General features: G+C 55.9%; 17 protein-coding genes and 1 tRNA gene. 11 read left to right on the top strand and 7 right to left on the bottom strand.

What is annotated here, in order from left to right; translation table 11 throughout:
• Positions 1-36: 36 nt before the first annotated feature.
• The 3 genes from Pla52o_RS25820 to Pla52o_RS25810 all read right to left on the bottom strand — a co-directional run bounded on the left by Pla52o_RS25820 (position 37) and on the right by Pla52o_RS25810 (position 2952).
• Positions 37-843 carry a DUF1559 domain-containing protein gene (locus Pla52o_RS25820; protein ID WP_146597529.1) on the bottom strand — a complete coding sequence of 269 codons (807 nt, stop codon included), beginning with the start codon at positions 841-843 and terminating at the stop codon, positions 37-39.
• A gap of 94 nt (positions 844-937) precedes the next feature.
• Entirely contained in the window at positions 938-1915 is a 978-nt protein-coding gene (locus Pla52o_RS25815) for an SDR family oxidoreductase (protein WP_146597528.1), read from the bottom strand.
• 188 nt (positions 1916-2103) lie between these two features.
• Positions 2104-2952: a hypothetical protein gene (locus Pla52o_RS25810; protein ID WP_146597527.1), complete on the bottom strand. Its 849-nt coding sequence runs from the start codon at positions 2950-2952 to the stop codon at positions 2104-2106.
• Positions 2953-3309: 357 nt separating this feature from the next.
• On the opposite strand from Pla52o_RS25810, the gene ychF reads away from it, so the two are divergent.
• From ychF to Pla52o_RS25780, 6 genes are all read left to right on the top strand, one after another.
• Positions 3310-4401 (top strand): redox-regulated ATPase YchF, encoded by a 1092-nt coding sequence (gene ychF / locus Pla52o_RS25805; RefSeq protein WP_146597526.1) that lies wholly within the window; start codon positions 3310-3312, stop codon positions 4399-4401.
• A 267-nt stretch (positions 4402-4668) separates the two neighbouring features.
• On the top strand, positions 4669-5289 hold the full coding sequence (locus Pla52o_RS25800) for a hypothetical protein (protein ID WP_231612669.1): 621 nt from the start codon (positions 4669-4671) through the stop codon (positions 5287-5289).
• Between the two features lie 131 nt (positions 5290-5420).
• Positions 5421-5774, top strand: a complete 354-nt coding sequence (locus Pla52o_RS25795; RefSeq protein ID WP_146597525.1) for an amidohydrolase — start codon at positions 5421-5423, stop codon at positions 5772-5774.
• Positions 5775-5798: 24 nt separating this feature from the next.
• Positions 5799-6407, top strand: coding sequence for an RdgB/HAM1 family non-canonical purine NTP pyrophosphatase (gene rdgB / locus Pla52o_RS25790; RefSeq protein ID WP_146597524.1), 609 nt, complete (start codon positions 5799-5801; stop codon positions 6405-6407).
• Positions 6408-6862: 455 nt separating this feature from the next.
• Complete coding sequence (locus Pla52o_RS25785) at positions 6863-9949, top strand: PSD1 and planctomycete cytochrome C domain-containing protein (protein ID WP_146597523.1); 3087 nt, start codon at positions 6863-6865, stop codon at positions 9947-9949.
• Complete coding sequence (locus tag Pla52o_RS25780; protein ID WP_390620932.1) at positions 9946-11421, top strand: DUF1501 domain-containing protein; 1476 nt, start codon at positions 9946-9948, stop codon at positions 11419-11421. The genes Pla52o_RS25785 and Pla52o_RS25780 overlap by 4 nt, the downstream gene beginning before the upstream one ends.
• Before the next feature lie 179 nt (positions 11422-11600).
• Here Pla52o_RS25780 and Pla52o_RS25775 read toward each other — a convergent pair whose 3' ends face one another.
• The 3 genes from Pla52o_RS25775 to Pla52o_RS25765 all read right to left on the bottom strand — a co-directional run bounded on the left by Pla52o_RS25775 (position 11601) and on the right by Pla52o_RS25765 (position 14730).
• Complete coding sequence (locus Pla52o_RS25775) at positions 11601-12980, bottom strand: mandelate racemase/muconate lactonizing enzyme family protein (RefSeq protein ID WP_146597522.1); 1380 nt, start codon at positions 12978-12980, stop codon at positions 11601-11603.
• A 245-nt stretch (positions 12981-13225) separates the two neighbouring features.
• A complete protein-coding gene (locus Pla52o_RS25770; protein ID WP_146597521.1) occupies positions 13226-13858 on the bottom strand; it encodes a response regulator in 633 nt (210 codons plus the stop codon).
• 599 nt (positions 13859-14457) lie between these two features.
• On the bottom strand, positions 14458-14730 hold the full coding sequence (locus Pla52o_RS25765) for a hypothetical protein (protein ID WP_146597520.1): 273 nt from the start codon (positions 14728-14730) through the stop codon (positions 14458-14460).
• 611 nt (positions 14731-15341) lie between these two features.
• On the opposite strand from Pla52o_RS25765, the gene glgX reads away from it, so the two are divergent.
• From glgX to Pla52o_RS25745, 4 genes are all read left to right on the top strand, one after another.
• Positions 15342-17468, top strand: coding sequence for a glycogen debranching protein GlgX (gene glgX / locus Pla52o_RS25760; RefSeq protein WP_146597519.1), 2127 nt, complete (start codon positions 15342-15344; stop codon positions 17466-17468).
• 303 nt (positions 17469-17771) lie between these two features.
• Positions 17772-18404, top strand: coding sequence for a ClpP family protease (locus Pla52o_RS25755; RefSeq protein WP_146597518.1), 633 nt, complete (start codon positions 17772-17774; stop codon positions 18402-18404).
• Positions 18405-18484: 80 nt separating this feature from the next.
• Positions 18485-19075: an ATP-dependent Clp endopeptidase proteolytic subunit ClpP gene (gene clpP, locus Pla52o_RS25750; RefSeq protein ID WP_146597517.1), complete on the top strand. Its 591-nt coding sequence runs from the start codon at positions 18485-18487 to the stop codon at positions 19073-19075.
• A gap of 83 nt (positions 19076-19158) precedes the next feature.
• Positions 19159-19231: transfer RNA gene (locus Pla52o_RS25745), tRNA-Glu, on the top strand.
• A 145-nt stretch (positions 19232-19376) separates the two neighbouring features.
• Here Pla52o_RS25745 and Pla52o_RS25740 read toward each other — a convergent pair.
• Positions 19377-20702, bottom strand: a complete 1326-nt coding sequence (locus Pla52o_RS25740) for a metallophosphoesterase family protein (protein ID WP_146597516.1) — start codon at positions 20700-20702, stop codon at positions 19377-19379.
• A gap of 366 nt (positions 20703-21068) precedes the next feature.
• Between Pla52o_RS25740 and Pla52o_RS25735 the strand changes: the two genes are divergently transcribed.
• Positions 21069-22574 carry a hypothetical protein gene (locus tag Pla52o_RS25735; protein WP_231612668.1) on the top strand — a complete coding sequence of 502 codons (1506 nt, stop codon included), beginning with the start codon at positions 21069-21071 and terminating at the stop codon, positions 22572-22574.
• The last annotated feature ends 478 nt before the right edge of the window (positions 22575-23052 follow it).

Here is a 23052-nt window from a genome sequence, read left to right as displayed (position 1 = left end):
AGGCTACGGGCCCGCACCCGAGGATGGCGAGGCCCGTCAAAAGTCGCCCGACAAGTCTTCGTTGCCGTCTTTCGTGACCAGGGCTTCTCGCAAAGGCGCGGCAGCGGAATCGGCCAGAAATTTCACTGCACCGTCGCCTATTAACAGATGAGTGCCACCAGGATGTGCGCCTTGTTGGTGCGTGGCTCCGCGGTCGAGAAAACGCTGCAAGTCGATGTCGTCAGGGCTCATCCAGTTGACGGCGTGATCGGGGCTGGTTTCAACTAGCAAGATTGTATTAGCCAATCCGTCGGAGACCTGCCGGATGACCGTCGACTCCGGCCCCGACATGATTCCTCGCGGATCGATCACCGCCACGTAGGTTGTCATGGCCGGATCGGTGACCGTGGAAGGACAATGGTAGGTGGGAACCACGGTTTGCGAGATTTGCCGATTCTCCGGTGCATCCCAAGGCTTCGAGAAGTCGATCTTTTGATACAGAGCTTGCTGTTCCATGAAGGGCAAGATCAACGTACGCCAACTGTGCAATGGACGACCATCTTCGTCCACAGTATACGCCGGCGGAAGCGATCCGTAGACGTCGTGATAATTGTGCATCGCCAAGCCAATCTGTTTGAGATTGTTTGCACACGACGTTCGCCGCGCCGCTTCGCGTGCCGCTTGAACTGCGGGGAACATCAACGCCACGAGGATTCCGCCGCACACCAGCATGAAGGCCAGGCCGACGGCCAGGACGACCCCAACGATGACCATCGTCGAGGTTCCACTTTTCGGGTTGCTGGTGGGAAGCGGCGGTTGATGCTGGGGCGGTTGGTTCGCAGAAAACGGATTGTCGTTGCTCATCGCTTCACTCCGGTGTGGCGTGGGGGATAACACTTCAACGTTCGCTGATCTGAAAAACGAGTTCGCCCCAAAGCAAGCATCGACTCTGCTTTATCTAAACACTCGCTACCAGACTGCGATAAAACTCGACGCTCATTTCGAGTCCCTGAGGAATCGTGACTTGAGGCTCAAAACCGAGTCGTGAACGTGCGACATTAATGTCCGCAAGCGAATCGCGAACATCGCCGGCCCGCGCGGCTTCGTGGATCGGCTCGATGCCTTGGCCGAGGATCTCACGGAGCGAATGCAGCAACATTAACAGCGACGTTCGCTCGCCACGTCCGATGTTGAACGTTCCACCAGCAGCGGTGGGTGAGGTAGCCGCCAACAGGTTCGCACGTGCGACGTCGCCGACATAAACAAAGTCGCGTGATTGTTCGCCATCGCCATAGATGACCGGTCGCTCGCCAGACAAGATCATCGAAACGAACCGAGGAATGACCGCGCTGTATTCACTCTTAGGATCTTGTCGCGGACCAAAGACGTTGAAGTATCGCAGCACCACAGTTTCCAACCCAAAGCCGCGGTAGAACGCTTGGCAATACGATTCCGCGGCCAATTTTGCGGCGGCATAGGGTGACAACGGAGCGACCGAATCCGATTCCCGTTTGGAAACGAAAGGCGAATCCCCATACGCGGCACTGGTGGATGCCAAGACCAGTCGTTTGACTCCATTGTCCGCGGCTGCTTTGAGCAATTCGACGGTGCTGGTTGCACACCACGCGTGACATAACGCCGGTTCACGCATGCTGCGAGGGACACTCGCCATGGCGGCGTGATGAAAGATGTAGTCGATATTTTGAGTTGCGTTTGCGACACAATCAGAGTCCGATGCATCGCCTTCGACGATTTCAACGTTGTCGTCCGCAGTGGTGTGTTCCAAATTGTGGCGGAAACCGGTGCTGAAGTTGTCCAGCACGCGAACACTCGCTCCCGCGTTTCGGAGTGCATCGACGAGGTGGGAGCCGATAAAGCCCGATCCGCCGGTAACAAGACAACGGGATCCGCGCAGACGATCTAGATCACTCGACATAGGGCTTATTCACTCCGAACAGGAATATTCGTTTGAGGGGGGGGGGCAGGTTCAGTGTACCACCGGCGTTCCAGGCTTTACAGCAGGACGCCGCGGCGTAGCAGAGAATGGAAATGTTTGATGGGGCCAACGTTGATCGCCATGGCGAACGTTGTCGGGCCGCTCGTAGGCAGTCTTATCCGCGTGAACTACTCGGGCTGGGTAATCCATTGGCGTATCCGCTCGGCGGGTTGCGGTGCGGGTGCCGGCAACAAAGGATCGGATTCGCGGCGCGGGCTGCTGGCGAGAGTCGCGTTTTGGCGAGCTGGAGCCGTGGCGGATGCTCCCGCCCCATTTCCTCCCGCAGCGGTTGCTGATCCTTGCGATGTTGTCGCCAAGGACGATAGCGATGGATTAGCAGCGGGGTTCACCTGAGCAAAGCGATTCGCCGCCTGGAAGCTCGGCAGCGATTCGGTGGCCGCGATGGATCCGGTCGTAGACGCTGCTGCGGTGGGAGGAATCGACGGACGTTGCCATGCTTCGCTGGAGACGCCCGCTTCGATGGGATTCATTTTGGCGACCGCTTCGCCCGCCACCTGGGCATTGCGCTGGGCTTCGGCCTGTGCGAAGGCGGGCGCGGTCGCACTGTAGCGATCGTTCACTACGGAGGGACGCGAAATGGGAACCGCCAAATCCTCGTAGGTCAACGGTTTAAAGGCTTCGCCTCGGTGGCTCAGTCGCGATGCCGATTCACTGTGTTTGTTCCAGGAAAACGACTCAAACGATTCGGTGTCGAAGGCGTCGATCGTCGTCGTTTCCAAGACGAGGTCTTCGGTGAAATCGGTGCGCAGACTTGGGGGGACCGTGGATGCTTGCAACTGCACGAGATTATTCATCTTGTGCGTCGGTCCAGTGGCCGGCCCTGCTGCAGCGTTCAACACCGCCCCGGGAGGAACGTCGATCGTGGTAGGGGCAACGTAATCGGGGACGCGTCGAAAGGGCAACGCGGCTAACGTACCGCCCGAAACAATAAGGACGCCAAGAGTAAGGTTTCGCAATTGAATGCTCGCAGCTGGGTGTTAAGCGAACGGGAACCGCTAAAGCACCAACGAGCAATCCGCTGGTGAAAAGCGACGACCAGCTTCGTCCATGAAACCTAAATTGAGCTGCATCTTGCAAGAATTAGAGATCGGCTGCGGAGCGGGCGATTCTGAAGCCGATTTCCAAAAAAACTTGCTTGATTAGGGAAAAGCTTGTCCCGGAACTGAATTCGAGCGGCTCCCACCGTTAGCGCAAGCCGGTTTCGCTGATACGATTTCGCGCTCAGCCCAATGGGTGCGGTCATTCAGTATCGGGGAATGATTTGCACGTGATCCACGGGGTAACCTCCAGTTGTTTACATAGAAATCATTGCCATGGAAGCCGGAATTGTTGGTCTGCCGAACGTCGGTAAAAGCACTTTATTTAACGCGTTGACGGCGTCGAAAGCGGCCCAAAGCGAAAATTATCCGTTTTGCACGATCGAACCGAATGAAGGGATCGTGAGCGTGCCGGATGCGCGTTTGACGCGAATCACGCACTTCATCACCCCTCAGAAGACCATTCCCGCGATTCTGAAGCTGGTCGATATCGCCGGCATCGTCAAAGGGGCCAGCGAGGGGGAAGGCCTTGGTAACAAATTCCTCAGCCATATCCGTCAAGTCGACGCGATCGTGCAAGTCGTCCGCTGTTTCGAAGATCCCGACGTGATTCACGTCGCGGGCACGGTCGATCCGATCGCCGATATGGACACGATCGAAACCGAATTAATGCTGGCCGATATTCAAACCCTTGAAAACGCCTTGAGCAAAGCCGAGCGGACCGCTCGCAGCGGCGATAAGGAAGCGAAACTGCGTGTCGCGGTGATCCAGAAATGCAATGAACACCTCAGCAAAGACGAACCGCTTCGGACGCTGGAGCTCAACTCGCTCGAACAATCGGCGGTTTCCAGCTACGGCTTGATGTCCGCAAAGCCCGTTCTCTACGTCGCCAATGTCAGCGAGAACGATCTCGAAGGCAAAGATCCGTTGGTCCAAAAAGTTCGCGACCAGGCGGCCAAGGTCGGTGCGACGGTGGTTTGTGTTTGTGCGAAACTTGAATCCGAGCTGGCCGAACTCGAAGAACCCGATCGTAGCGAAATGTTAGCCGAGGTCGGATTGGCCGAGCCAGCACTGCACCAAATCGCACGGGCCACCTACGACACGCTTGGGTTGGAAAGCTACTTCACCGCAGGGGAAAAAGAAGTACGCGCATGGACAATTCCCAAAGGCGCAACCGCACCGCAAGGCGCCGGGGTGATTCACAGTGACTTTGAACGTGGGTTTATTCGCTGCGAGGTCTACACGCTCGAAGATCTCGAAACTTACAAGACGGAAAAAGAAATTCGCCAAGCTGGAAAACTTCGCGTCGAAGGAAAGAGTTACATTATGCAGGATGGCGATATTTGCCACTTCCTGTTCAACGTCTAACCAAATCCGATCGCCCTCCGAGAAACTTTGACCTCCGCCCCAGAGAAGGGGCTCCCCGGTTGGCGTTGCGACTTTGGGCATCGAGTGCAATGACGAGGCACTCCGACCGATCTCACTCGCCAAGGGGTCCCGCTTTACCGAATGGGCGAGTTCATGTCGACGGGGGCTGTGTTTGCCCAACGGACGATGACCCGAAAGAGCTTTGATCCGAAAGAGCTTTCACTTCCCTCACTCACTGATTGCACGGTTCCTCTAACTGAGTGTTTCATGAACAAAATGTTGATTCCAATTCTATTTGCCCTCGGCACAGCGATCTTCTGGGGATGTTACGGGCCTACGATCGGTAACGCTCAGGCGCCAAAAGTCGGCGGCGTGCCAATGTGGTCTCCCTTCAAACCCTACGTCTTCATTGGCATCGCTTATTTGGTCATCGCGATCCTCGGCGGGTTGGTGATGATGAAGGTCAAAGGCGACTCATTCAGTTACGCGGGGGCGTATTACCCCACAATGAAATGGGGATTTCTAGCCGGAACGCTAGGCGCGTTCGGTGCCGTGTGTTTGACGACAGCGATGATGACCAGCCGTGGCAACGCCCTACTCGTGATGCCGATTGTTTTTGGCGGTGCGGTTTCGGTCTCTGCGATCGTTTCCATCCTCAAATTGCATGGCGACGTCACCATCAACCCGCTGCTGTGGGTGGGCATGCTATTGACCGTGGTGGGAGTCGTGATCGTGGCGATGAACACGCCTCATGGCCATGCGGCAGCCCCCAAACCTGCAGCTGTGGAGACCACTGGTGCGGTCGAATCGCCCGCCGCGGTGGAGTCCTCTGCGGTTGATGAATCCGGCGGCAACGTGGCCGAGGGAATCGAAGGCGCATCACGCTAACGATTCGGCGGAGATGCGTCTCCGCCCACCTCTCCGGTTGTGGTTAGGAGAGTCGGACCTTGGGCGTGGATCAGGACACTGCTCCGGTCCCCCTCGAAGAATCGCGTCAGTCAAACACGGTCACGAATCAGATGGATCCCTCGATAGAACCGATGTCGCGTGTTCGCGCGATTGATACCGAAATTACTCACGTGTGGATGGTTCGCACGTTTTTGAAGCATTGCGACGAAGCCGAAGATGACGAGGATCTCCGTGATATCGTTCGCGATCTTTACGACTTCATCTTGGCGGTCGGCCCCGTGGACGAAGTTGAAGACCCGGCAGTCTATTTAAAGCTGGCGAAGAAGAAAGTCTCGAAGCTTCGCAAGGCAACGGAGCTGTATGAAGCGATCCAGCCCGAGGTGAGCGGCCATACCAATTTTGTGATGGCGGCCCGATCGCTACGCACCGCGGTCGACCGGATCGCCCACTGGATTTCATCCTAAACTCTTCCCCTCAGACAAACGCCCATGTTCCAGTTCATCGTCGGTACGAACAACGCCAAAAAATTGATCGAGCTTCAACTGCTGCTGCCGCAAGACAAAGTCAAGGCTTTAGCGTTGTCCGAGGTCGACGGCGCGATCGAAGTCGAGGAAACGGGCGAGACGTTTGCTGAAAACGCGGCCTTAAAGGCCACCGAGCAAGCGAAACATCTGGGGCAATGGGTTTTGGCCGAGGACAGTGGGTTGACCGTCGACGCACTCGGTGGCCAACCCGGTGTTCACTCGGCGCGTTACGCCGGAGAACATGGCGATGACCAAGCCAACAACGACAAATTGCTCGAAGCGCTCAAAGACGTGCCTGACGATCGTCGAACGGCACACTTCAACAGCTACTTGTGCCTGTCCGACCCCGAGGGCAATGTGCGGCTCGAAGCCCATTCACGCTGCAGCGGACGGATTGCCCATTCACGACAAGGAGCCGCCGGTTTTGGTTACGACCCGCTGTTCATTATCCGTGAGTATCACCGCACCTTCGGCGAATTGGATCTTGCCGTCAAGCGAGCGATCAGCCACCGATCTCGGGCACTACGACAATTCGTGCCCGCCTTTCTGAGACTGATCGAAGCGGAAGGCTGAGGTTTTGAAGTTGCGTCATTGCCGTTTTACCTAGCAAACCATAACCCGACGCGTTAGCGAGGGACCAAGTTAAGAGTGATATCCCCTCGCTTACGCGTTGGGTTATGAAAAACTCGCGACTCCAAAGGGCTGAGGCAGAGCGAGTCACGGGCACGCGGTTGGAAACCATTGCCAACATGAACCTCCCCCCGTGAACCTCGCATCGTGCATATCACATCGCGCATATCACATCGTGAACATTGGATCGTGAACATCGGATCGGATGATGTTCACACGGACGCAGCAGGCCACCGGGGGGACAGGAAGACACCGTCGACGCATTCGGTGACTTTACATGGGTTCGCCTTTCTTGTGTAAGATAAGAGACGCGTTGATCCTCGCCCTTTGCCCACCCTTTGCTCTCGCCGTTGTCGACGCAAACGGCGGACGGTATGCCACTTGTTCGGAATGGCCCCATGCCCTGTAGTCACGGTGTTCCCTCGCGGAATCGAGTCACGTTGACGCTGCTGCTGATTGTGGGAATTGGCTTGCCGGGTAACGTGGTGCAGGGGGAAGAGCCCACGCCGGAGCAGATTCAATTTTTCGAGACGCACGTTCGACCGGTCTTTGTCGAACACTGCTACGAATGCCACAGCGTCCAAGCCAAGAAACTGCAAGCCGAATTGCATGTAGACAGTCGCGCAGCCTTGTTCCGCGGAGGCGAAAGCGGGGCATCATTGAATCTCGATGATCCCGATTCCAGCTTGATTCTCGAATCGATTCGCTACGAATCGTACGAGATGCCGCCCCGTGGAAAACTTCCCGAGGCAACAATCCAGCGGATCGCCCAGTGGGTCGAGATGGGAGCACCGTGGCCCAGCGAACCCGAACCGGTCGCGGGTGAAGCCAAGGCGACGGAATTTAACCTTAGTGATCGCCGCGAATCCCATTGGGCTTGGCAAAAGATCGCGAATCCAACGCCCCCCGAGGTGCACGACACCACCTGGGTGCGAAACGAGATCGATCGTTATGTGCTCTCGGAGCTCGAGGCAGTCAAGCTAAAGCCGGCTCCCCGCGCCGATGTGTTGGCCCGAGTGCGTCGACTCTGTTTCGATCTCGTCGGCTTGCCTCCTACGGCACAGCAACTACAGCCCTTTTTAGATTCCACTTCGAATGAGAAACATGAGACGGCGTTTGTCGCCTTACTTGACGAACTACTTTCCTCGCCCCATTTCGGTGAACAATGGGGACGTCATTGGTTGGACTTGGTGCGTTACGCCGAATCACGTGGACACGAATTCGACGACGATACTCGCAATGCGTTTCAGTACCGTGACTATGTGATTCGCGCTTTCAACTTAGATTTGCCCTACGACCAATTTGTGCGCGAGCATATCGCCGGTGACTTGCTTAAAAATGCTCGACTAAATCCCGAGCATGGATTTAATGAGTCGATACTGGGAACTGGATTTTGGTTTTTAGGCGAATGGGTTCACTCGCCGGTCGACATTCGCAAAGACGAATCAGACCGTTTCGACAACATGATTGATGTGATGTCGAAAACGTTCCTGGGAATGACGGTCGCGTGCGCACGATGTCACGACCACAAATTTGATGCAATTTCGGCCGCCGATTACTACGCGCTGTCGGGATTTTTGCAGAGCAGTGATTTCGACGAAGTGCGTTTCGAATCGCTAGAACATAATCGCGACATCGCCACTCGTTTAGCTGTCGTCGATCAAGCCTTTCGCGATGATGCCACGGCGATCCTTGACAAGTGGAACGACACGACGTGGAATGAACTCTCCGCGAATGCGGCGTCGATCCCAGCCGTTGACGCCGATCAAGTTGCGGTCGACTACTCAGCCGTGGGCAGCGACGAATTGATGCAGTCCGGCTTCCTCTTTGGTGATCGGCCTCGGAAAGTCGGCGAAATCACACTCTCCCACGAGGATGGCAAGCCCTCGTTATCGATCGTGCAACTGTCGGCCGCCGCGAGTGACCCGTTTTGGAATGGATTGGTTGCGCAATCCGAATCGGGGATGCGTACCCGTAACCGGCTGTTCCAGATTCCGCGTGCCGGTCGCACGTTGAGAACGCCGACGTTTGCCTTGACCGCCCCCGAACTTGTTTGTGTGGTGCGAGGCCGAGGACAGATCGTTGCTTGTGTTGATTCCCATCGTTTTATTGCAGGCCCGTTGCACGGCGAGACGCTTGCTCGATTTGAAACAAAAAACGAGGTTTCCCAAATCACCCTGCACCTGGGACGCTACGTCGGCCACCGATTGCATCTTGAGTTCACGCCGGACGAAGGGGCAACCGCAGAGGTGTGTGCCGTCGTACAGGGAGCGAACCCGAAACGGTTAAGGGAAATTCGTGATCGTCACGAACACGAATTGCGACTTGCCGAAAAGTTGAAGAACACGCTTGAGCCCTTCCTGGAATCTCCGGATGCACTGGCCGCTGAACTGCGGAATCTGGCGACGCGATGGAGCGAGGCACGCCATGCGCTCAACGCTGAGGTTCAGCGAACGTCAAAATTGGCGATGGCGATGAAGGACGGGACGGGTGAGGACGACCATCTGTTGATCCGTGGCAACTCTGCGACTCCGGGTGATCCGGTGCCACGACGTTTTTTGTCGGCGATCGACGGGAACGATGCGCTCGCGATTCAAGCGGGAAGCGGCCGATTGCAATTAGCCGATCGGATTAATTCAGACGACAACCCGCTTTCCAATCGCGTGATCGTTAATCGAGTTTGGCATCACTTGATGGGGCGAGGCATCGTGCCGACCACGGATGACTTTGGCGTGCTAGGACAGCGACCGACGCACCCAAAACTGCTTGACCATTTGGCAACGCGGTTTGTCGAGGAGGGTAAATCTATCAAACAGATGATTCGCTATATCGCGATGTCCAATACCTATCAAATGTCGAGCCACGTCGACGCCGTTGCACAGCATCAGGATCCCACAAACCGCTTATGGCACCATCGCCCTCCCCAGCGACTCCAAGCCGAAGCGATCCGCGATTCCTTGTTGGTGGTGTCGGGCCAATGGGCCCCAGCAATGTACGGGGAGCCCGTCCCGATCCATTTGACGAATTTCATGCAAGGACGCGGACGCCCCGAACGCAATGGGCCGCTCGACGGTGCCAATCGACGATCCGTTTATACCGCGGTGCGACGGAATTTCTTGTCGCCGTTCATGCTGGCGTTTGATGCGCCAGTGCCGTTCAGTTCGATGGGGCGACGAAACGTGTCAAATGTTCCAGCCCAAGCTTTGATCTTGATGAACGATCCGTTGGTCGTCCAACAAGCGACCAAGTGGGCCGAGCGTGCGATCGAAACGGTGCCAAGCGACTCACCTGATTGCGTCTCACGGCGGATCCAGTGGATGATCAAATCGGCATTTGCACGCCCTGCAAACGACCAGGAACTACGAGTGGCAACCGAGTTTCTTAGTATCCCTGCGGACGACCATTCCAAAGTCGACGATGTCTCGCGGTGGGCCGATTTCGCGCACGTACTCGTCAACACCAAGGAGTTCATTTTTTTACGATGAGCAACTCAATTTTCCCCTGTGGTCGAGTTCAATCGGGCCCCGGATCTCGACGCGAAATGTTACGTCAATGTGCGAGCGGATTCGGCAGCGTTGCCTTGGCTGCCCTGCTCCGGCAACCTTCGTTCGGTGCCGAATCGATCCACACGGACCTAGCGGCCGGAACAATCAATGCCTCGGGCAATGCGAATCATGGTTTGCATCACCTCGCGCGGGCAAAGCATGTCATCTTTCTTTACATGGATGGCGGGCCTTCCCAGGTCGATACGTTCGATCCCAAACCGATGCTCGACAAGTTCAATGGGCGTGATCCCGGCGCGTCGTTTAAAGTCGAACCAACTCAGTTCAACAATAACGGCAAACTGCTGGCTAGCCCTTGGAAGTTCAAGCGTCACGGCGAGCCGGGACTGCCCGTCAGCGAACTGTTTCCCAACATCGCCCAGTGCGCCGATGAGTTGGCGGTGATCCGGTCGATGACGTCGGAGTTCCCCGAACACACGTTTGCAAATTACTTTCTGCACACAGGCAGCGGACTGCAGGGCCGCCCAAGTATGGGAGCCTGGGTCAACTACGGGCTGGGCAGCGAGTGCGAGGACCTGCCCGGTTTTGTCGCGCTCAATGGCGGCTTGATTCCGCCCGGAGGCATGGACTGTTTCGGCAGCGGTTTTTTGCCGGCCAGCTACCAAGGCTCGCTATTCAAACCCTCCGGTTCGGCGGTCGCAAACATCACGCGGATCGAAAATACGCCGCAGCAACAACGCAGCAAACTCGAACTGATGAATCAATTCGATACCATCGCCGAGACGCAATTTGGGAAACACGATGCCCTCGAATCTGCGATCGAAAACTACGAACTGGCATTCCGTATGCAAATGGCGGTTCCCGAACTAATGTCGCTCGGCGATGAACCCCAGGCAATCCAAACGCTCTACGGCATGGATGCAAAATACGAGCCGACGCGAATCTATGCAGCCGAGTGCTTGTTGGCCCGGCGGTTAGTGGAGCGGGGCGTGCGTTTCATCGAGTTGACCTGTCCCAACGTTGGCAACGATCGCTGGGATCAACATAACAACCTCAAAACCGGTCACGAAAACAATGCCCGTGCCGTGGACCAGCCCATCGCGGGGCTGTTAAAAGATTTACGTCAACGTGGTTTGCTCGACTCCACGTTGGTCGTCTGGGCCGGCGAGTTTGGGCGAACGCCGTTTGCTCAAGGCGCCAATGGACGCGACCACAACCCATTTGGATTTACCATTTGGATGGCCGGCGGAGGCGTTAAACCGGGGACCGCCTATGGCGCGACCGATGAATTCGGCTACAAGGCGATCGAGAACCGCGTCGAGATTCATGACTTGCATGCGACGATGTTGCATTTGCTCGGCGTGAATCACGAGCGATCCACGTTCCGCTTCGGAGGTCGCGACATGCGATTGACCGACGTGAAAGGCCACCTGATTGAAGCGGTCGTGGCTTGAATGATCCGCTGACCGTGTGGGACGCTGCCCATGTGGGATGCAGCCCGCTGGCCTTCCCCCTACCAAGAGGTCCGCGAGAGCATTTTCATCATTGATGTAGCTACCGTTGCATTCGCGGTGAACCACGCTTTGGCGAACGCAGCTACTTTTCTAGAGCCTAGATGATTGCTCAAAATGCTCTAGCCCAACGTCGGATCATTTCCGTAGCCCAAGCCGGGGCCAGACAAAATTCCGGTGGGGACGTGACCGCCGCGGACTTCAAAGAAATCGCGATAATCGGTGAGCCAACGCTCGTTCGCAGCGGGACAGAATTGGCGACCATTGCTCTCGATCGCGGAAACGCCAGGGATATGGGCGGCCAACGATGCCGAGTGCAGCAGCGCGGCACCCACGCAAGTCAAATCCTGTACACACAAATACAAATTCTCGTGCCGCGCCACCGCCCCCAGTAACAACGCTTCGGCGTGACCCTTGCAAGCCTTCAAGGCAATCCCGCTGTAGCCCTGTTTGATTGCCATCCGCAATGAACGCAGGTTGACAAGCGATTCGTCGATCACCACCGGCAAACGCTCGCGGACGCGGTGCATCGTGATCGTTGGCAACCGCTCGAGATCGCGGTGCGTCGGTTGTTCGATGTACTCGATGCAACGCAGCGCGTCGGGTTCCGTGTTGGCGATCCGCTCGAGCACCGCAAGCACATATTCCTCGTCGCTGCACCGTTCGTTGAAATCCAACGAAAACGCCCAGTCGGATTGCCCAGGACGGGACGGGGCGCGAGCGGAGATCGCCGTTTGGTAGATGCGGATGACCCGCTGAGCATCCCAATCGAGGTCGTCGCCGTTGAGCTTGACCTTAAGGTGAGACAAGCCGTCTCGAAGGATCCATTCGTGCAGCGTTTCGGGCATCCCATCGCCAATCGGCTGGGATAGATCTTGCGCGTCCAGTGGATCGAGGGCCCCGACCAGATGATAGAGCGGCAAGGACTTGACGGGCCTGGCCGCGATGAGGTCGCCGAGCCATAGGTCGCGGTAAGCCGCGTCGCCAAGGTAATGAGCGAGATCATGATTGACGTGGGGCCGCGATAGCAACGCATAGCTGCTCTGCCCCGCCGCTTTACCATGCGCATCAAAGACCGCTGCCTCTACGGGCGAAGCGGCCAACAAAACCGCCAGCGCAGGGATACAAGTGGGAAGATTTCGATCCGACGCAAGTTGTTTTGCAATCGTCTCTCGCACCGGAACCATTTCACAACAAAGGTCCAGCGGATGGCCTGTGATCGCGTTATCGCTGAACGCAGCCGCGATTCGATGGACAAGCTCAACAAGAATCTCAAGCTTGACTGGCTCGGCGATCGATGGGTCGGGCCATGCCCAGGTAACGCCCATTGTCATCGAACCTAAGCCCAGCGCACGGCTCGATACCGTTTCAGCATCACAATCGACTGAAACCACGGTCATGTCGCTAACGACCCGACCGCCAAACTTGATTGGACTGCGAAGGTCGTAGCGGCTGCTACGGACATTCAGCCCGAGGCGTTGCAAATCAGTGGCGTTTTTCATCCTGGAAACTATAGCCGAAGTCACAGCGGGCTTCGACAGCCCACGATTTGCCAGGCGAGTGTGCTCTGATCGCCCCAGCCCCAATTCCGTTAGGCGACGGTCGTGCGCGCCCCGGTAGGATGATATTGCGCAGATGATCGCGGAGAGGGAACGCAACCGAGGGCGCTAGTCATGCACGCCCGAGAGAGCCTCTCGCTGCGGTACGAAAGCCACGACGACTTTCGTACCTTTTCCAGCCGCTCGGTTTAGACCAAGTTCTTTCGAACCGCCCATACCGCAGCTTGGGTGCGATCGCTAACACCGATCTTGCGAAGGATGTGTTGGACATGCTCCTTCACCGTTTCGTAGCTAATGCCGAGCATCTTGGCGATTTCTTTGTTGGTCAAGCCGAGTGCCATCTGGCGAAGGACTTCACTCTCTCGCTGGGTCAAAGGAACTTCGATATCCTGACTCAGGCGAGGGGTTGCCAAGGCTCCGGTGACACGCCGCAGTTCCTCGCGTGTCCAAGCCGATTCGCCCGCAACGGCAAGCTTCAATGCTTCGGTCAAGCGTTCGCGACTGGCCGACTTGAGCACGAATCCAGCAGCCCCGAGTGCAACCGCACGCGCGATGTAGGTCGGATTGTCGTAAGCCGAAAACAGCACGATCGGAAGATCGGGGTGATCGAGCTTGATACGCCCTAGGGCATTGAGCCCGTCACCGCCTTCCATGCGAATGTCCAAGAGAACTACGTCAGGCGAAATTTGCTCGACCTGGGTCAAGGCTTCCGCCGCAGTTGTCGCTTCACCGGCAACCGTGATATCGGTGCCTTCAAGCAGCAGCCCGATGCCGACGCGGATGATTTCATGGTCATCAACAATCAATAGTTTCTTAGACATTTTTTTTTCCAAATTAGTAGATGAGATATTCTGCGGTGCAGCGTGTGTATTGTCCCACCAAGTCAAGGTTGGACGGAACACCTCTTCAGTGCAGGTCACTCGGAGAGCTTGCTCTAATCGGGTGCTCACCCTTACGAAGGATGTCCCTTTACTCCAACTCCCCGCCACAAATGTAGAGGAAAGTTCATAAATCCATTATTTTCCTGAGTACATTTTCAAATCAAACGATTTGCCATGGAAACGCCTCTAAAAGCTTTGCGGCGATTTCCGAACCAAAAGATCTTGATCTGAAGTCAAACAGGAAACTTCATTTTCGCTGCATTAAACGGGGTTTAATGGTCCGACATGAAGAAGACACTGCGTGAGCCTGAGTCAACATTACGTTTGGATCTTGAAAGAAAGGGTGATCCGCACTGCGGCTCATGACACCCAAGTATTATTATAATTAAACATCGGGGGGAAAGGGGGCGCTCCTCGATCCCACGGGGAATTGGGTAGATGCCGCCAGCAGTTTAGGGGGATTTTAACCAGGTGGGGAGGCCCTGAAACGCGGCGTGATGGCCTGACAGCAATTAACGGGCCAATCAACCGCCTTGCTGCTATGCCAACGGGGTCAGCAGTTCAGATCCGCGGGCCGATGCGATCGGTTCCCCGATGGCGCGGCTGGCGACCGGGCGATGGAATTGAGCACGTATCACACGTGGGGGTATCAAGGGATGGTTGATCGCCACAACCGCCGCGAGAGGGGGATGCGGAAATCCGCAAAGTCCCAATTCGATTCGCAGCATTTGCCGGCTGGTTTGCAGGTGGGCGTCCTCGCAGGCAGCGGGGCCAACATTCGAGGGGCCCGACGGATCGGGTTTGGGAAGCACAAACTTTCTTCGAAAATTTTCCTTTTACTTTCCCAGCGAGGCCTAATTAAGACAGGACAGTCTGGTGGCGAGGGCAACTGGGGCGTCCTAACCGAGGCCGGCCCGGTGACGTGGGCGGTCGACGACGGTCGCTTTTTCCGCTGTTGTCACTCCAGTTCAAACTTCTTGAGTGCTCGTCGCACCGCTTTTCGGCTATGCTTCGTCACAATAATCCTCAACGTTTCTCCATATCACCTGGGAGGTTTCTCTGATACGGAATCGCTAGACGTTGTCTTACGCGTAGTCAGGCTGGGAATTGTGGGGCGCAGCTCGCGTTTCTCCCGCATTCCAGTAGACGCGTGGTAGGGTTGATTTGTTAGCGATCGGAGTGCCAACTCCAACGCTGCTGCTTGTTCAACGAGCGCGGCTTGGGGAGGCAAATTGATTGCCAACGCTCAAACCTAATAACAACCCTTTGAACAGCTACCAATTTAGCGGACCTATACCTGATTCGATCGACGCAGCAAGGTGAGGCGTCCCTGTCGAGAGCGCCCTTTCACAACGGGCTCATGGTCCTACTTGATTGCTGCTGAGTCAAAGCGTCTGGATTTTTCAATAGAGGAACCTGCAACATGCTCATGAAACAGCCGTGCCCCGAACAGCAATTTGCTTACCAAACACCTTACGGCTCGACTCTGCAGGACACTGGGGTTCAGTTTTCGGTGTTCAGCCGGTCGGCGACCGCAATGCGTTTGCTGCTGTACAACAAGGTCAACGACCTTGAGCCATCCGAGATCATTGAATTCGATCCGATCAAGGATCGTCGTGGCGATATCTGGAGCATGCATGTTCCCGGTCTCGCCCACGGTCAACTCTACCACTACCAAGCAAGCGGCCCCTGGGACCCTGAGCATGGTCATCGCTTTGACGCGACCGCACGGTTGATCGATCCCTATGCACAAGCACTTGCGGGTACCTATTTGCCGAGCACCGACGGCATCGTTCGGCCGCCGAAATGTGTTGTCATCGAAGACACCTTCGATTGGGAAGGCGACCGGCATCTGCGTCACGACATGAGCGAGACGGTGATCTATGAAATGCATGTGCGTGGATTTACCAAAAGTCGAACCGCAAAGGTCAAACCGGCTGGTAGCTACTTAGGGGTGATCGAAAAGATTCCCTACCTAAAGTCGCTTGGCATCACGGCGGTGGAACTAATGCCGGTCAACGAATTTCCAATTCGCGATCCGCATGGCAAGAAACTTGAGCGGGCGAACTACTGGGGCTATGACCCGATGGCGTTCTTCTCGCCCCATCGCGGCTACGCTCACAGCAAAGAACCGGGCGCGCAAGTCAACGAGTTCAAACAGATGGTCAAGGCGTTACATGCCGCTGGGATCGAAGTCATCTTGGACGTGGTCTTCAACCACACCTGCGAAGGCAACGAGCAAGGCCCCACGCTGTCCTTCAAAGGGTTGGAGAACCAAGTCTACTACATCCTGAGCGAAGGCCAACATTACTCGAATTACTCGGGTTGTGGTAACACGCTCAACGGAAACCATCCCGTGGTGCGTGAGATGATTTTCCACTGCCTTCGTCACTGGGTCTATAACTACCACATCGACGGATTCCGCTTTGACTTGGCCAGCATTCTGAGCCGGGACACGAAGGGTAACTTGATTCCGAATCCACCGATGGTCGAGATGATCGCCGAGGATCCGATGCTGGCCAACACCAAGGTGATCGCAGAAGCATGGGATGCCGCAGGTGCGTACCAAGTGGGGTCATTCGGTAACCATCGTTGGGCCGAGTGGAACGGGCGGTACCGCGATGACGTTCGTGGCTTTTGGCGAGGCGACGGCGGAACCCTCGGTGCATTGGCAACACGCTTGGCCGGGAGCAGCGACTTGTACGAACACGCGGGGCGTCCACCGCACTGTAGCATCAACTTCATCACGAGCCATGATGGGTTCACGATGAACGATTTGGTGACGTACAAAGAAAAACGTAACCTCGCCAATGGCGAAGACGGTCGGGACGGCGATAACCACAACATCAGCGACAACTACGGCGAGGAAGGCCCAAGTCGGAAGAAAGGGGTCCGCACGATCCGGGATCGGCAAGTTCGCAACATGCTGACAACGTTGCTGCTCAGCCAAGGCGTGCCGATGCTGGTCAGTGGCGATGAATGCCGACGGACTCAGAAAGGCAACAACAACGCCTATTGCCAAGACAACGATATCAGTTGGTTTGATTGGCGTTTGGTCGAGAAGAACACCGACTTGATCCGCTTTGTTAAATCGCTGATTGAGTTCCGCAAGGCGCAGCCCACCGTTCGCCGACGCGAATTCCTGACTGGCAGACCAGTCGACGGTAGGATGATTCCCGACGTTTCCTGGTACTCCCCCGCAGGGACGCCCTTGGATTGGGGCCAGCACGAATTGGCGATGGTCGCCTATATCGCCGCCCCAAGTCGCGCCGATGATCCCGAAGGCGCCGGGCGGGACGTGGTAATGATGTTCAACAGCACCGGCCAAAATCGCGACTTCACGTTGCCCGAGGTTGAACGCAACATGAAATGGAACCTGTTCGTGGATACCGCAGCGGAATCCCCCAAGGACGTCTACCCTCAATGGGATGGCCCACGCCCGCCGAGCAACCGAGTGGTCGAGGTCCCCTGTCACTCGATGAAGATCTATGTCAATCAGATCGAACCGGTGGCAAAAATCAGCCAGCCAACCGTAACGGAAGGGCGTTAACGTTCCTTCGTCGGTTCCAATTTGGCCATTACCGCCTCGTGTCACCACCGTGGGACGCGAGGCGGTCGCGTTTTGCTAGCGTCCGAATTCGCCCTCTGGACGCTTGCCCCACGCTCCCAGATTGCCTGCCTTCAACTTCCCAGCTCCCTCAATCCCCTGCTCCACCGCAACCCGTCTTGCCATCTTGGCAATAATCACGAACACTAAGCAGAAGACACCCTGACTCGTCTTTCCACCAGAGAAGTCACCGGGGTAACGCCAGCGAAGTTTCGGCACACCCCCAACTGCACTGAAAGAAATTGCATGAACCATTCCCCGCTTCACGAACTTTCGAATAGCCACTCGTACCAGAGCTACCAGCGTCAGCGCCAGCTAACGCTGGGCGATTTGCTTTTGGAAAACCGCATCGTGTTTTTGCAAGGTGAGATTCACTATGCCAATGCCAATGACGTGGTAATGAAGCTGCTTTACTTGCAGAGTGAAAACCGTCGCAAGGACATTCACTTTTACATCAACTCGCCTGGCGGATCGGTTACCGCAACACTCGCGATTTACGACACGATGCAAATGTTGTCGTGCCCCGTCGCAACGTACTGTGTCGGCGAAGCTTGCAGCGGAGCTGCAGTGCTGCTCGTCGGCGGCGCTCACGGGAAACGATTCTGTTTGCCCAACAGCCGCGTGATGATGCATCAGCCGATGGGCGGCGTTGGCGGCCAAGTGAGTGATATTGAAATCCAAGCTGCGGAAATGTTCCGCTATCGCGACGTGCTCAACGACATCATCAGCAAGCATTGTGGTCAAACGGTGGAAAAGATCGCTCAAGACACCGATCGCGATTTCTTCCTCAGTGCCGAAGAAGCGAAGACCTACGGAATTGTAGACGATATCCTGACCAAGCCACCGGCAGACGACAGTGACGAAGACGACAAGAAATAGTCCGCTGCGATTTCGTCTTTAGGACGCCGTATTGTTTACCTGAATCAAACACGCACACATTCCGTCGAAAGATATTTAGCATGCCTATCATTCCTTACGTTGTCGAAAAGAGCGGCCGCGAAGAACGCGTCTACGACATCTACAGCCGACTGCTCAAAGATCGGATCATCTTCCTTGGCCAACAAGTTGACGACCAGATTTCGAACTCATTGGTTGCCCAAATGTTGTTCTTGCAATCGGACGACCCCAAGGCCGACATCCACTTGTACATCAACAGCCCTGGGGGCAGCATCACCGCCGGGATGGCGATCTACGACACCATGCAATTCGTCTCATGTGACGTTGCTACCTATTGCATCGGACAAGCCGCATCGATGGGCGCCGCCCTGCTGACCGCGGGAGCAAAGGGCAAACGGTTCGCACTTCCCAATGCTCGTATCATGATCCACCAACCGCTGGCCGGGATGCAAGGATCGGCGCGAGAGGTCGAAATTCACGTCGAAGAGTTGCGTCGGATCAAGAAGCGAATGAATGAGTTGATGATCGAACACACCGGTCACTCGCTGGAGAAGATCGAAGAAGACACCGATCGCGACCGTTTTATGTCCGCCGACGAAGCCTGTGAGTACGGCTTGATCGACAAGGTGGTCCACAAGGCAGGCGAAGTCTGATCCAATGGGTGAAGCGGGACGTTGGTCGTTGGACTTCGGATCTTAAATCCTTAGTCCAAGCTTCACCTGATGCGATTTTCGCAGCCCCCTTCGTCTAGCGGCCCAGGACGCCAGACTCTCAGTCCGGAAACAGGGGTTCGAATCCCTTAGGGGGTATTTCGATCGCTAACGACCGGCCCCGCATTGCACTGCTTTGCGGGGCCGGTTTCGTTTGCGAATGCGTTGTAGTTTCCGGTTCTCCCCGGCCCGCTTCGGTCCACCTTTTCATTGGGCAACCGCGCTCAACCTCAATGGTGCGCTCTCAAGCCCACTGATGTTCATGCAACACGTTGCCTTTTAAATTTACGATGCGAATCGCCAGCGATTTTTGGTTGCCGTCATCATTCGCGTCGATCACCGTCAACGTAGCTTGCTCCGGTCTCGGGCCCCCACCGACAAATTGCAGGATCGGCATGTCCTTGCTCGCGGCGTCAAGCCGATCGCGGTGCATGTGCCCCGAGACAATCGCTTGACAGTTCGCTTGCTTTAGGATCGGCAGCCAGAGCTTGGCAGCGAATCCGCAGTAGCTTGCGTATCCCTCGAGCGTCGTTCCATCGTTTTGACCGTCGAGTCCTCGTAGCGGAATATGGCAGGCGGCAATTTTGTAGGGTGCATCGGCGATCTCGGGTCGCTCGAGAGCTTGAGTCAACCACGTGGCTTGTTTTTCTCGGTAGGGTTCGTAAGCCGCGGTTCCAGCGAACACGGGATGGCGATCCGGTTTGTCTTCTCCGGTATCAAGCGTGATCACAGCCAGAGGGCCAAACCGTAACGCTTGGTTATAGGGCAATTCGGATGACTCGGGACTCGCGGCAAAGCTCTTGATCACTTCACGAGCACGTTGACCTCGCACGTCATGGTTCCCATTACTAAACAGCAACGGTCGAGTGCTCGCCCAGGACAATTGCCGGTTTTTGGCGGGGTTCAGCAGCACCTGTTCTGGCGAATCGGCTGCGTCAAAATCGTTGCAACTGTCGCCATTCCAAATCAGCAAATCGGGATTCAGTTTCTCGATCTCGCGGTGCAGCGTTTGAATCGTTTCCAGGTGTTCATGCGTGTCATTAATACTCACGATGCGAACACTTGACGCCGATCGACTCGTCAACCGCAAGGGGTAAGTTGCGGTGGATTGAGGTTCACTTCGCTCGAGCACATAAGCGCTTCGATAGCGGAGCGACTGCACCATCACGCGGTAGAAAATCGCCCGATCGCTCGGCAGTGCTTCGTGGTGATGAACGCGAACATGTAGCGTGCGATCATCGGCACAGATCAATCCGTGCTGACTTGCCACCGCCGTAAACGCAAGGTCATCTTTGCTAAATCCATATTCAACCCAAGCCGTCGCCAAACGGTTCACAGCGATGCTGACGCCAAACCCGTTGACACGAGGATTTTGCACCACTGGCGGGCTGGCGATGATTTCGCTGTCGGCATTTTCCTGATTTTGCGTCTCTTGCGATTGAGCACTTTGGCCGAATCCAGCTGCGGAAATAGCCACCGCAGAAACAGGCACACTACCGATAAATTGACGACGATTGAACATGCTGGGACTCGAGAGGACTAGGTCTAGATAGAAACGATCGCGACGCACTGCAGTTTACTCCAACAGTAACTGCGGCATGCACGTCTGGCGCCCGCTTCGGTTTCCAATCCCCCCTTTGGCATTCGAAACAAGTTTTGCTCCCAAGGCAGCGAAAACACGTAGCTCAGCGTATCGGCGCGGACTTGCGTGCAGACCTTCGTTAGCCGCGATATCGGCGCTAGCACGCTTGCGTTGGACGGTCTCCCAAGACTTGAACGTTGCATCACATCGCGAAAACGACTGCATTGGACACAAAACGACAGCAGCATCGATTGGAATCGCTGCGGATCAGATACGGACGCCGATTTTTTCTAGTGTAGACTGTTAGTCCCGTCCCGCCTGAGCTAGCTGCCTTATCAATGCGAGAAAATGACGATGGAGAAAGCGATTTCAATGATGCGCGTGGTGGTCATCGTGGCCATCTCGACTTTCCCGGCCGATGCCGCTGAACCTGTTTTAAGCGTGCCGAACGTGCTAGGTGTGGTGGCCGGTGAAGCCGCTCCCCAGGCCCGCGCCTTCTTTGACGATTCACTCAACGTCACGAGCTTCGATGATCAAATCGAAACGACCACCCTTGTCGTCGACCGCTCGGGGGGGCTACCGGACAACGGTGGATTCGAACGTGGGCTAGAAGGCTGGAAGTTTCGTCCTGGGGATGATTCCCAAGTCTCCCTAATAAACGATGGGAGCCAACGTGGCCAAATCTTGGAACTAAAACCGAACGGTCAGCTGCTGGGTGTCGAGACCGCACCAATTGCAATGGGGCAACAGATTCATTCCGCTCAAGCGTACCAAGTTCTGGCAGACCTAAAGTTCACAAGCCTTGACAGCGGAGTCTTTGCATTCTCGATGTATTGCTTTGACGACCAGGGAAAATCGCTGAAGCAAATTTCCTTTTACCCACTAAATCCCAAGTCGTCTGCCCATGACTGGCGTCGCGTACGGGGCGAGTTTGGCCCCGGCACACAGAACCCGCTGCCCGAGGGGACGCAGAGCATTTGCATCCGATTTTCCTTCCATGAAGCAAGCGGCAATTGCCAGGGTGAGGTGGCTGTGGACAATGTGAGCCTGGAGGCCTACGAGCCACCCCCACAAAACGGTTGGCCAAGGGAGATCATCGCGGAATTGGGAGATCTGGAAGTTCGTTTTGAGAGTCGATCGTTCTGGACTTTGTATCGCATCGACTACAAACAAACGCGGCTTGGCTTGGACCGTTGGGGAAGCCATTACGGTTCGGTCGTAAATTTCCCGGACGTGGGGTTCATCGGCAGCGGCCATACCGAAAACGAAGACGAACAGATACTGAAGCTAACGTTTTGGGTCGACGGCAAGCCTGTCCAAACGCCGCCGACGACGCTGCGATGTCGGCAGCTGAAGTTGCAGAAAAAATCACGGATTCGCGACTTGCTGCTGGACACCGAAATCGAGGTCCAGGACAACAAAATCGTAGAGGACGTGCGGTTGCTAGCCGAAAAAGCCACTCCCGTGAATTTAATCTACCACTTCATGCATCCCTGGACGGTGACTGCTACAGACTACCTTGCCGAACTGCCCGATGGTTCTCACCTCGAAGGTGCATTTGACGGAAACGGGGGGCATAAGATCGACCGGGCGGTTCGATGGTCGGCGATTTACGATGGTCCTACTGGCAAAGGGGTTGTGACCTATGTGGCGGATGTGCCCACCGACGACGATTGGCGAACACGCTATTGGGATCTTCCCAACCGCTATCGCAAACACTACCTGACGACCTTTTTGAAAAGTACCGTGCCCGCGGGAAAAGAGTTTCACTATCGTGTGGTGACCGTCCCTTTTGAAGCCGATCCGGCGCTATGGAAAGAAGCAGCCGCACGCGTCGCGGAGAGTTGCGAAAACGACTGATCACTCCAAGCATTTAGGATGCGATGAAACATCGGAACAATCACTCGCCGATAGTCGCTGATCGCTCCGCGATCTGAACGCTCAGGATCGCTCACGATCAAGATGGTGCCACCCACGAATCAAGATGGTGCCACCCACGAATGGCACGAATGGCACAGTCGTTTGCGACTGGTCTGGCATCTGCGCATAAGATGCCGATCTGCTGGTCGGCCATTTTGCTTAAAATTGCCGACGCAGAACTGTGCTATTCGTGCCACCCACCAAATAAGAACGCGCACTGGGCGTTACATTCTCTCTTGCTTGCAATAATTCACAGCGTGTGCTATTCGTGCCACCCACCAAATAAGAACACGCACTGGGCGCTCCATCCCCTATTGCTTGCAATAATTCACAGCGACTCTACATACCAGGAGCTCGCGTTGGGTGATAAAAACAGCCGCCGGGCCGCTTGCACTGAAGGGACATGTCGCCGAAACGC

The organism is Novipirellula galeiformis, from assembly GCF_007860095.1.
Classification (GTDB): Bacteria; Planctomycetota; Planctomycetia; order Pirellulales; family Pirellulaceae; genus Novipirellula; species Novipirellula galeiformis.
The sequence above is the reverse complement of the archived record's forward strand: the minus strand, read 5'-3'. Positions and strand labels throughout refer to the sequence as shown.

Bases quoted from the DNA above. Each gene is read 5' to 3' on its own strand.
- Pla52o_RS25735 (WP_231612668.1), top strand. From the start codon at position 21,069: ATGGAGAAAGCGATTTCAATGATGCGCGTGGTGGTCATCGTGGCCATC.
- Pla52o_RS25785 (WP_146597523.1), top strand. From the start codon at position 6,863: ATGCCCTGTAGTCACGGTGTTCCCTCGCGGAATCGAGTCACGTTGACG.
- Pla52o_RS25820 (WP_146597529.1), bottom strand. From the start codon at position 843: ATGAGCAACGACAATCCGTTTTCTGCGAACCAACCGCCCCAGCATCAA.
- Pla52o_RS25755 (WP_146597518.1), top strand. From the start codon at position 17,772: ATGAACCATTCCCCGCTTCACGAACTTTCGAATAGCCACTCGTACCAG.
- clpP (WP_146597517.1), top strand. From the start codon at position 18,485: ATGCCTATCATTCCTTACGTTGTCGAAAAGAGCGGCCGCGAAGAACGC.
- rdgB (WP_146597524.1), top strand. From the start codon at position 5,799: ATGTTCCAGTTCATCGTCGGTACGAACAACGCCAAAAAATTGATCGAG.
- Pla52o_RS25780 (WP_390620932.1), top strand. From the start codon at position 9,946: ATGAGCAACTCAATTTTCCCCTGTGGTCGAGTTCAATCGGGCCCCGGA.
- Pla52o_RS25815 (WP_146597528.1), bottom strand. From the start codon at position 1,915: ATGTCGAGTGATCTAGATCGTCTGCGCGGATCCCGTTGTCTTGTTACC.
- Pla52o_RS25770 (WP_146597521.1), bottom strand. From the start codon at position 13,858: ATGTCTAAGAAACTATTGATTGTTGATGACCATGAAATCATCCGCGTC.
- Pla52o_RS25800 (WP_231612669.1), top strand. From the start codon at position 4,669: ATGAACAAAATGTTGATTCCAATTCTATTTGCCCTCGGCACAGCGATC.
- Pla52o_RS25795 (WP_146597525.1), top strand. From the start codon at position 5,421: ATGGATCCCTCGATAGAACCGATGTCGCGTGTTCGCGCGATTGATACC.
- Pla52o_RS25775 (WP_146597522.1), bottom strand. From the start codon at position 12,980: ATGAAAAACGCCACTGATTTGCAACGCCTCGGGCTGAATGTCCGTAGC.
- ychF (WP_146597526.1), top strand. From the start codon at position 3,310: ATGGAAGCCGGAATTGTTGGTCTGCCGAACGTCGGTAAAAGCACTTTA.
- glgX (WP_146597519.1), top strand. From the start codon at position 15,342: ATGCTCATGAAACAGCCGTGCCCCGAACAGCAATTTGCTTACCAAACA.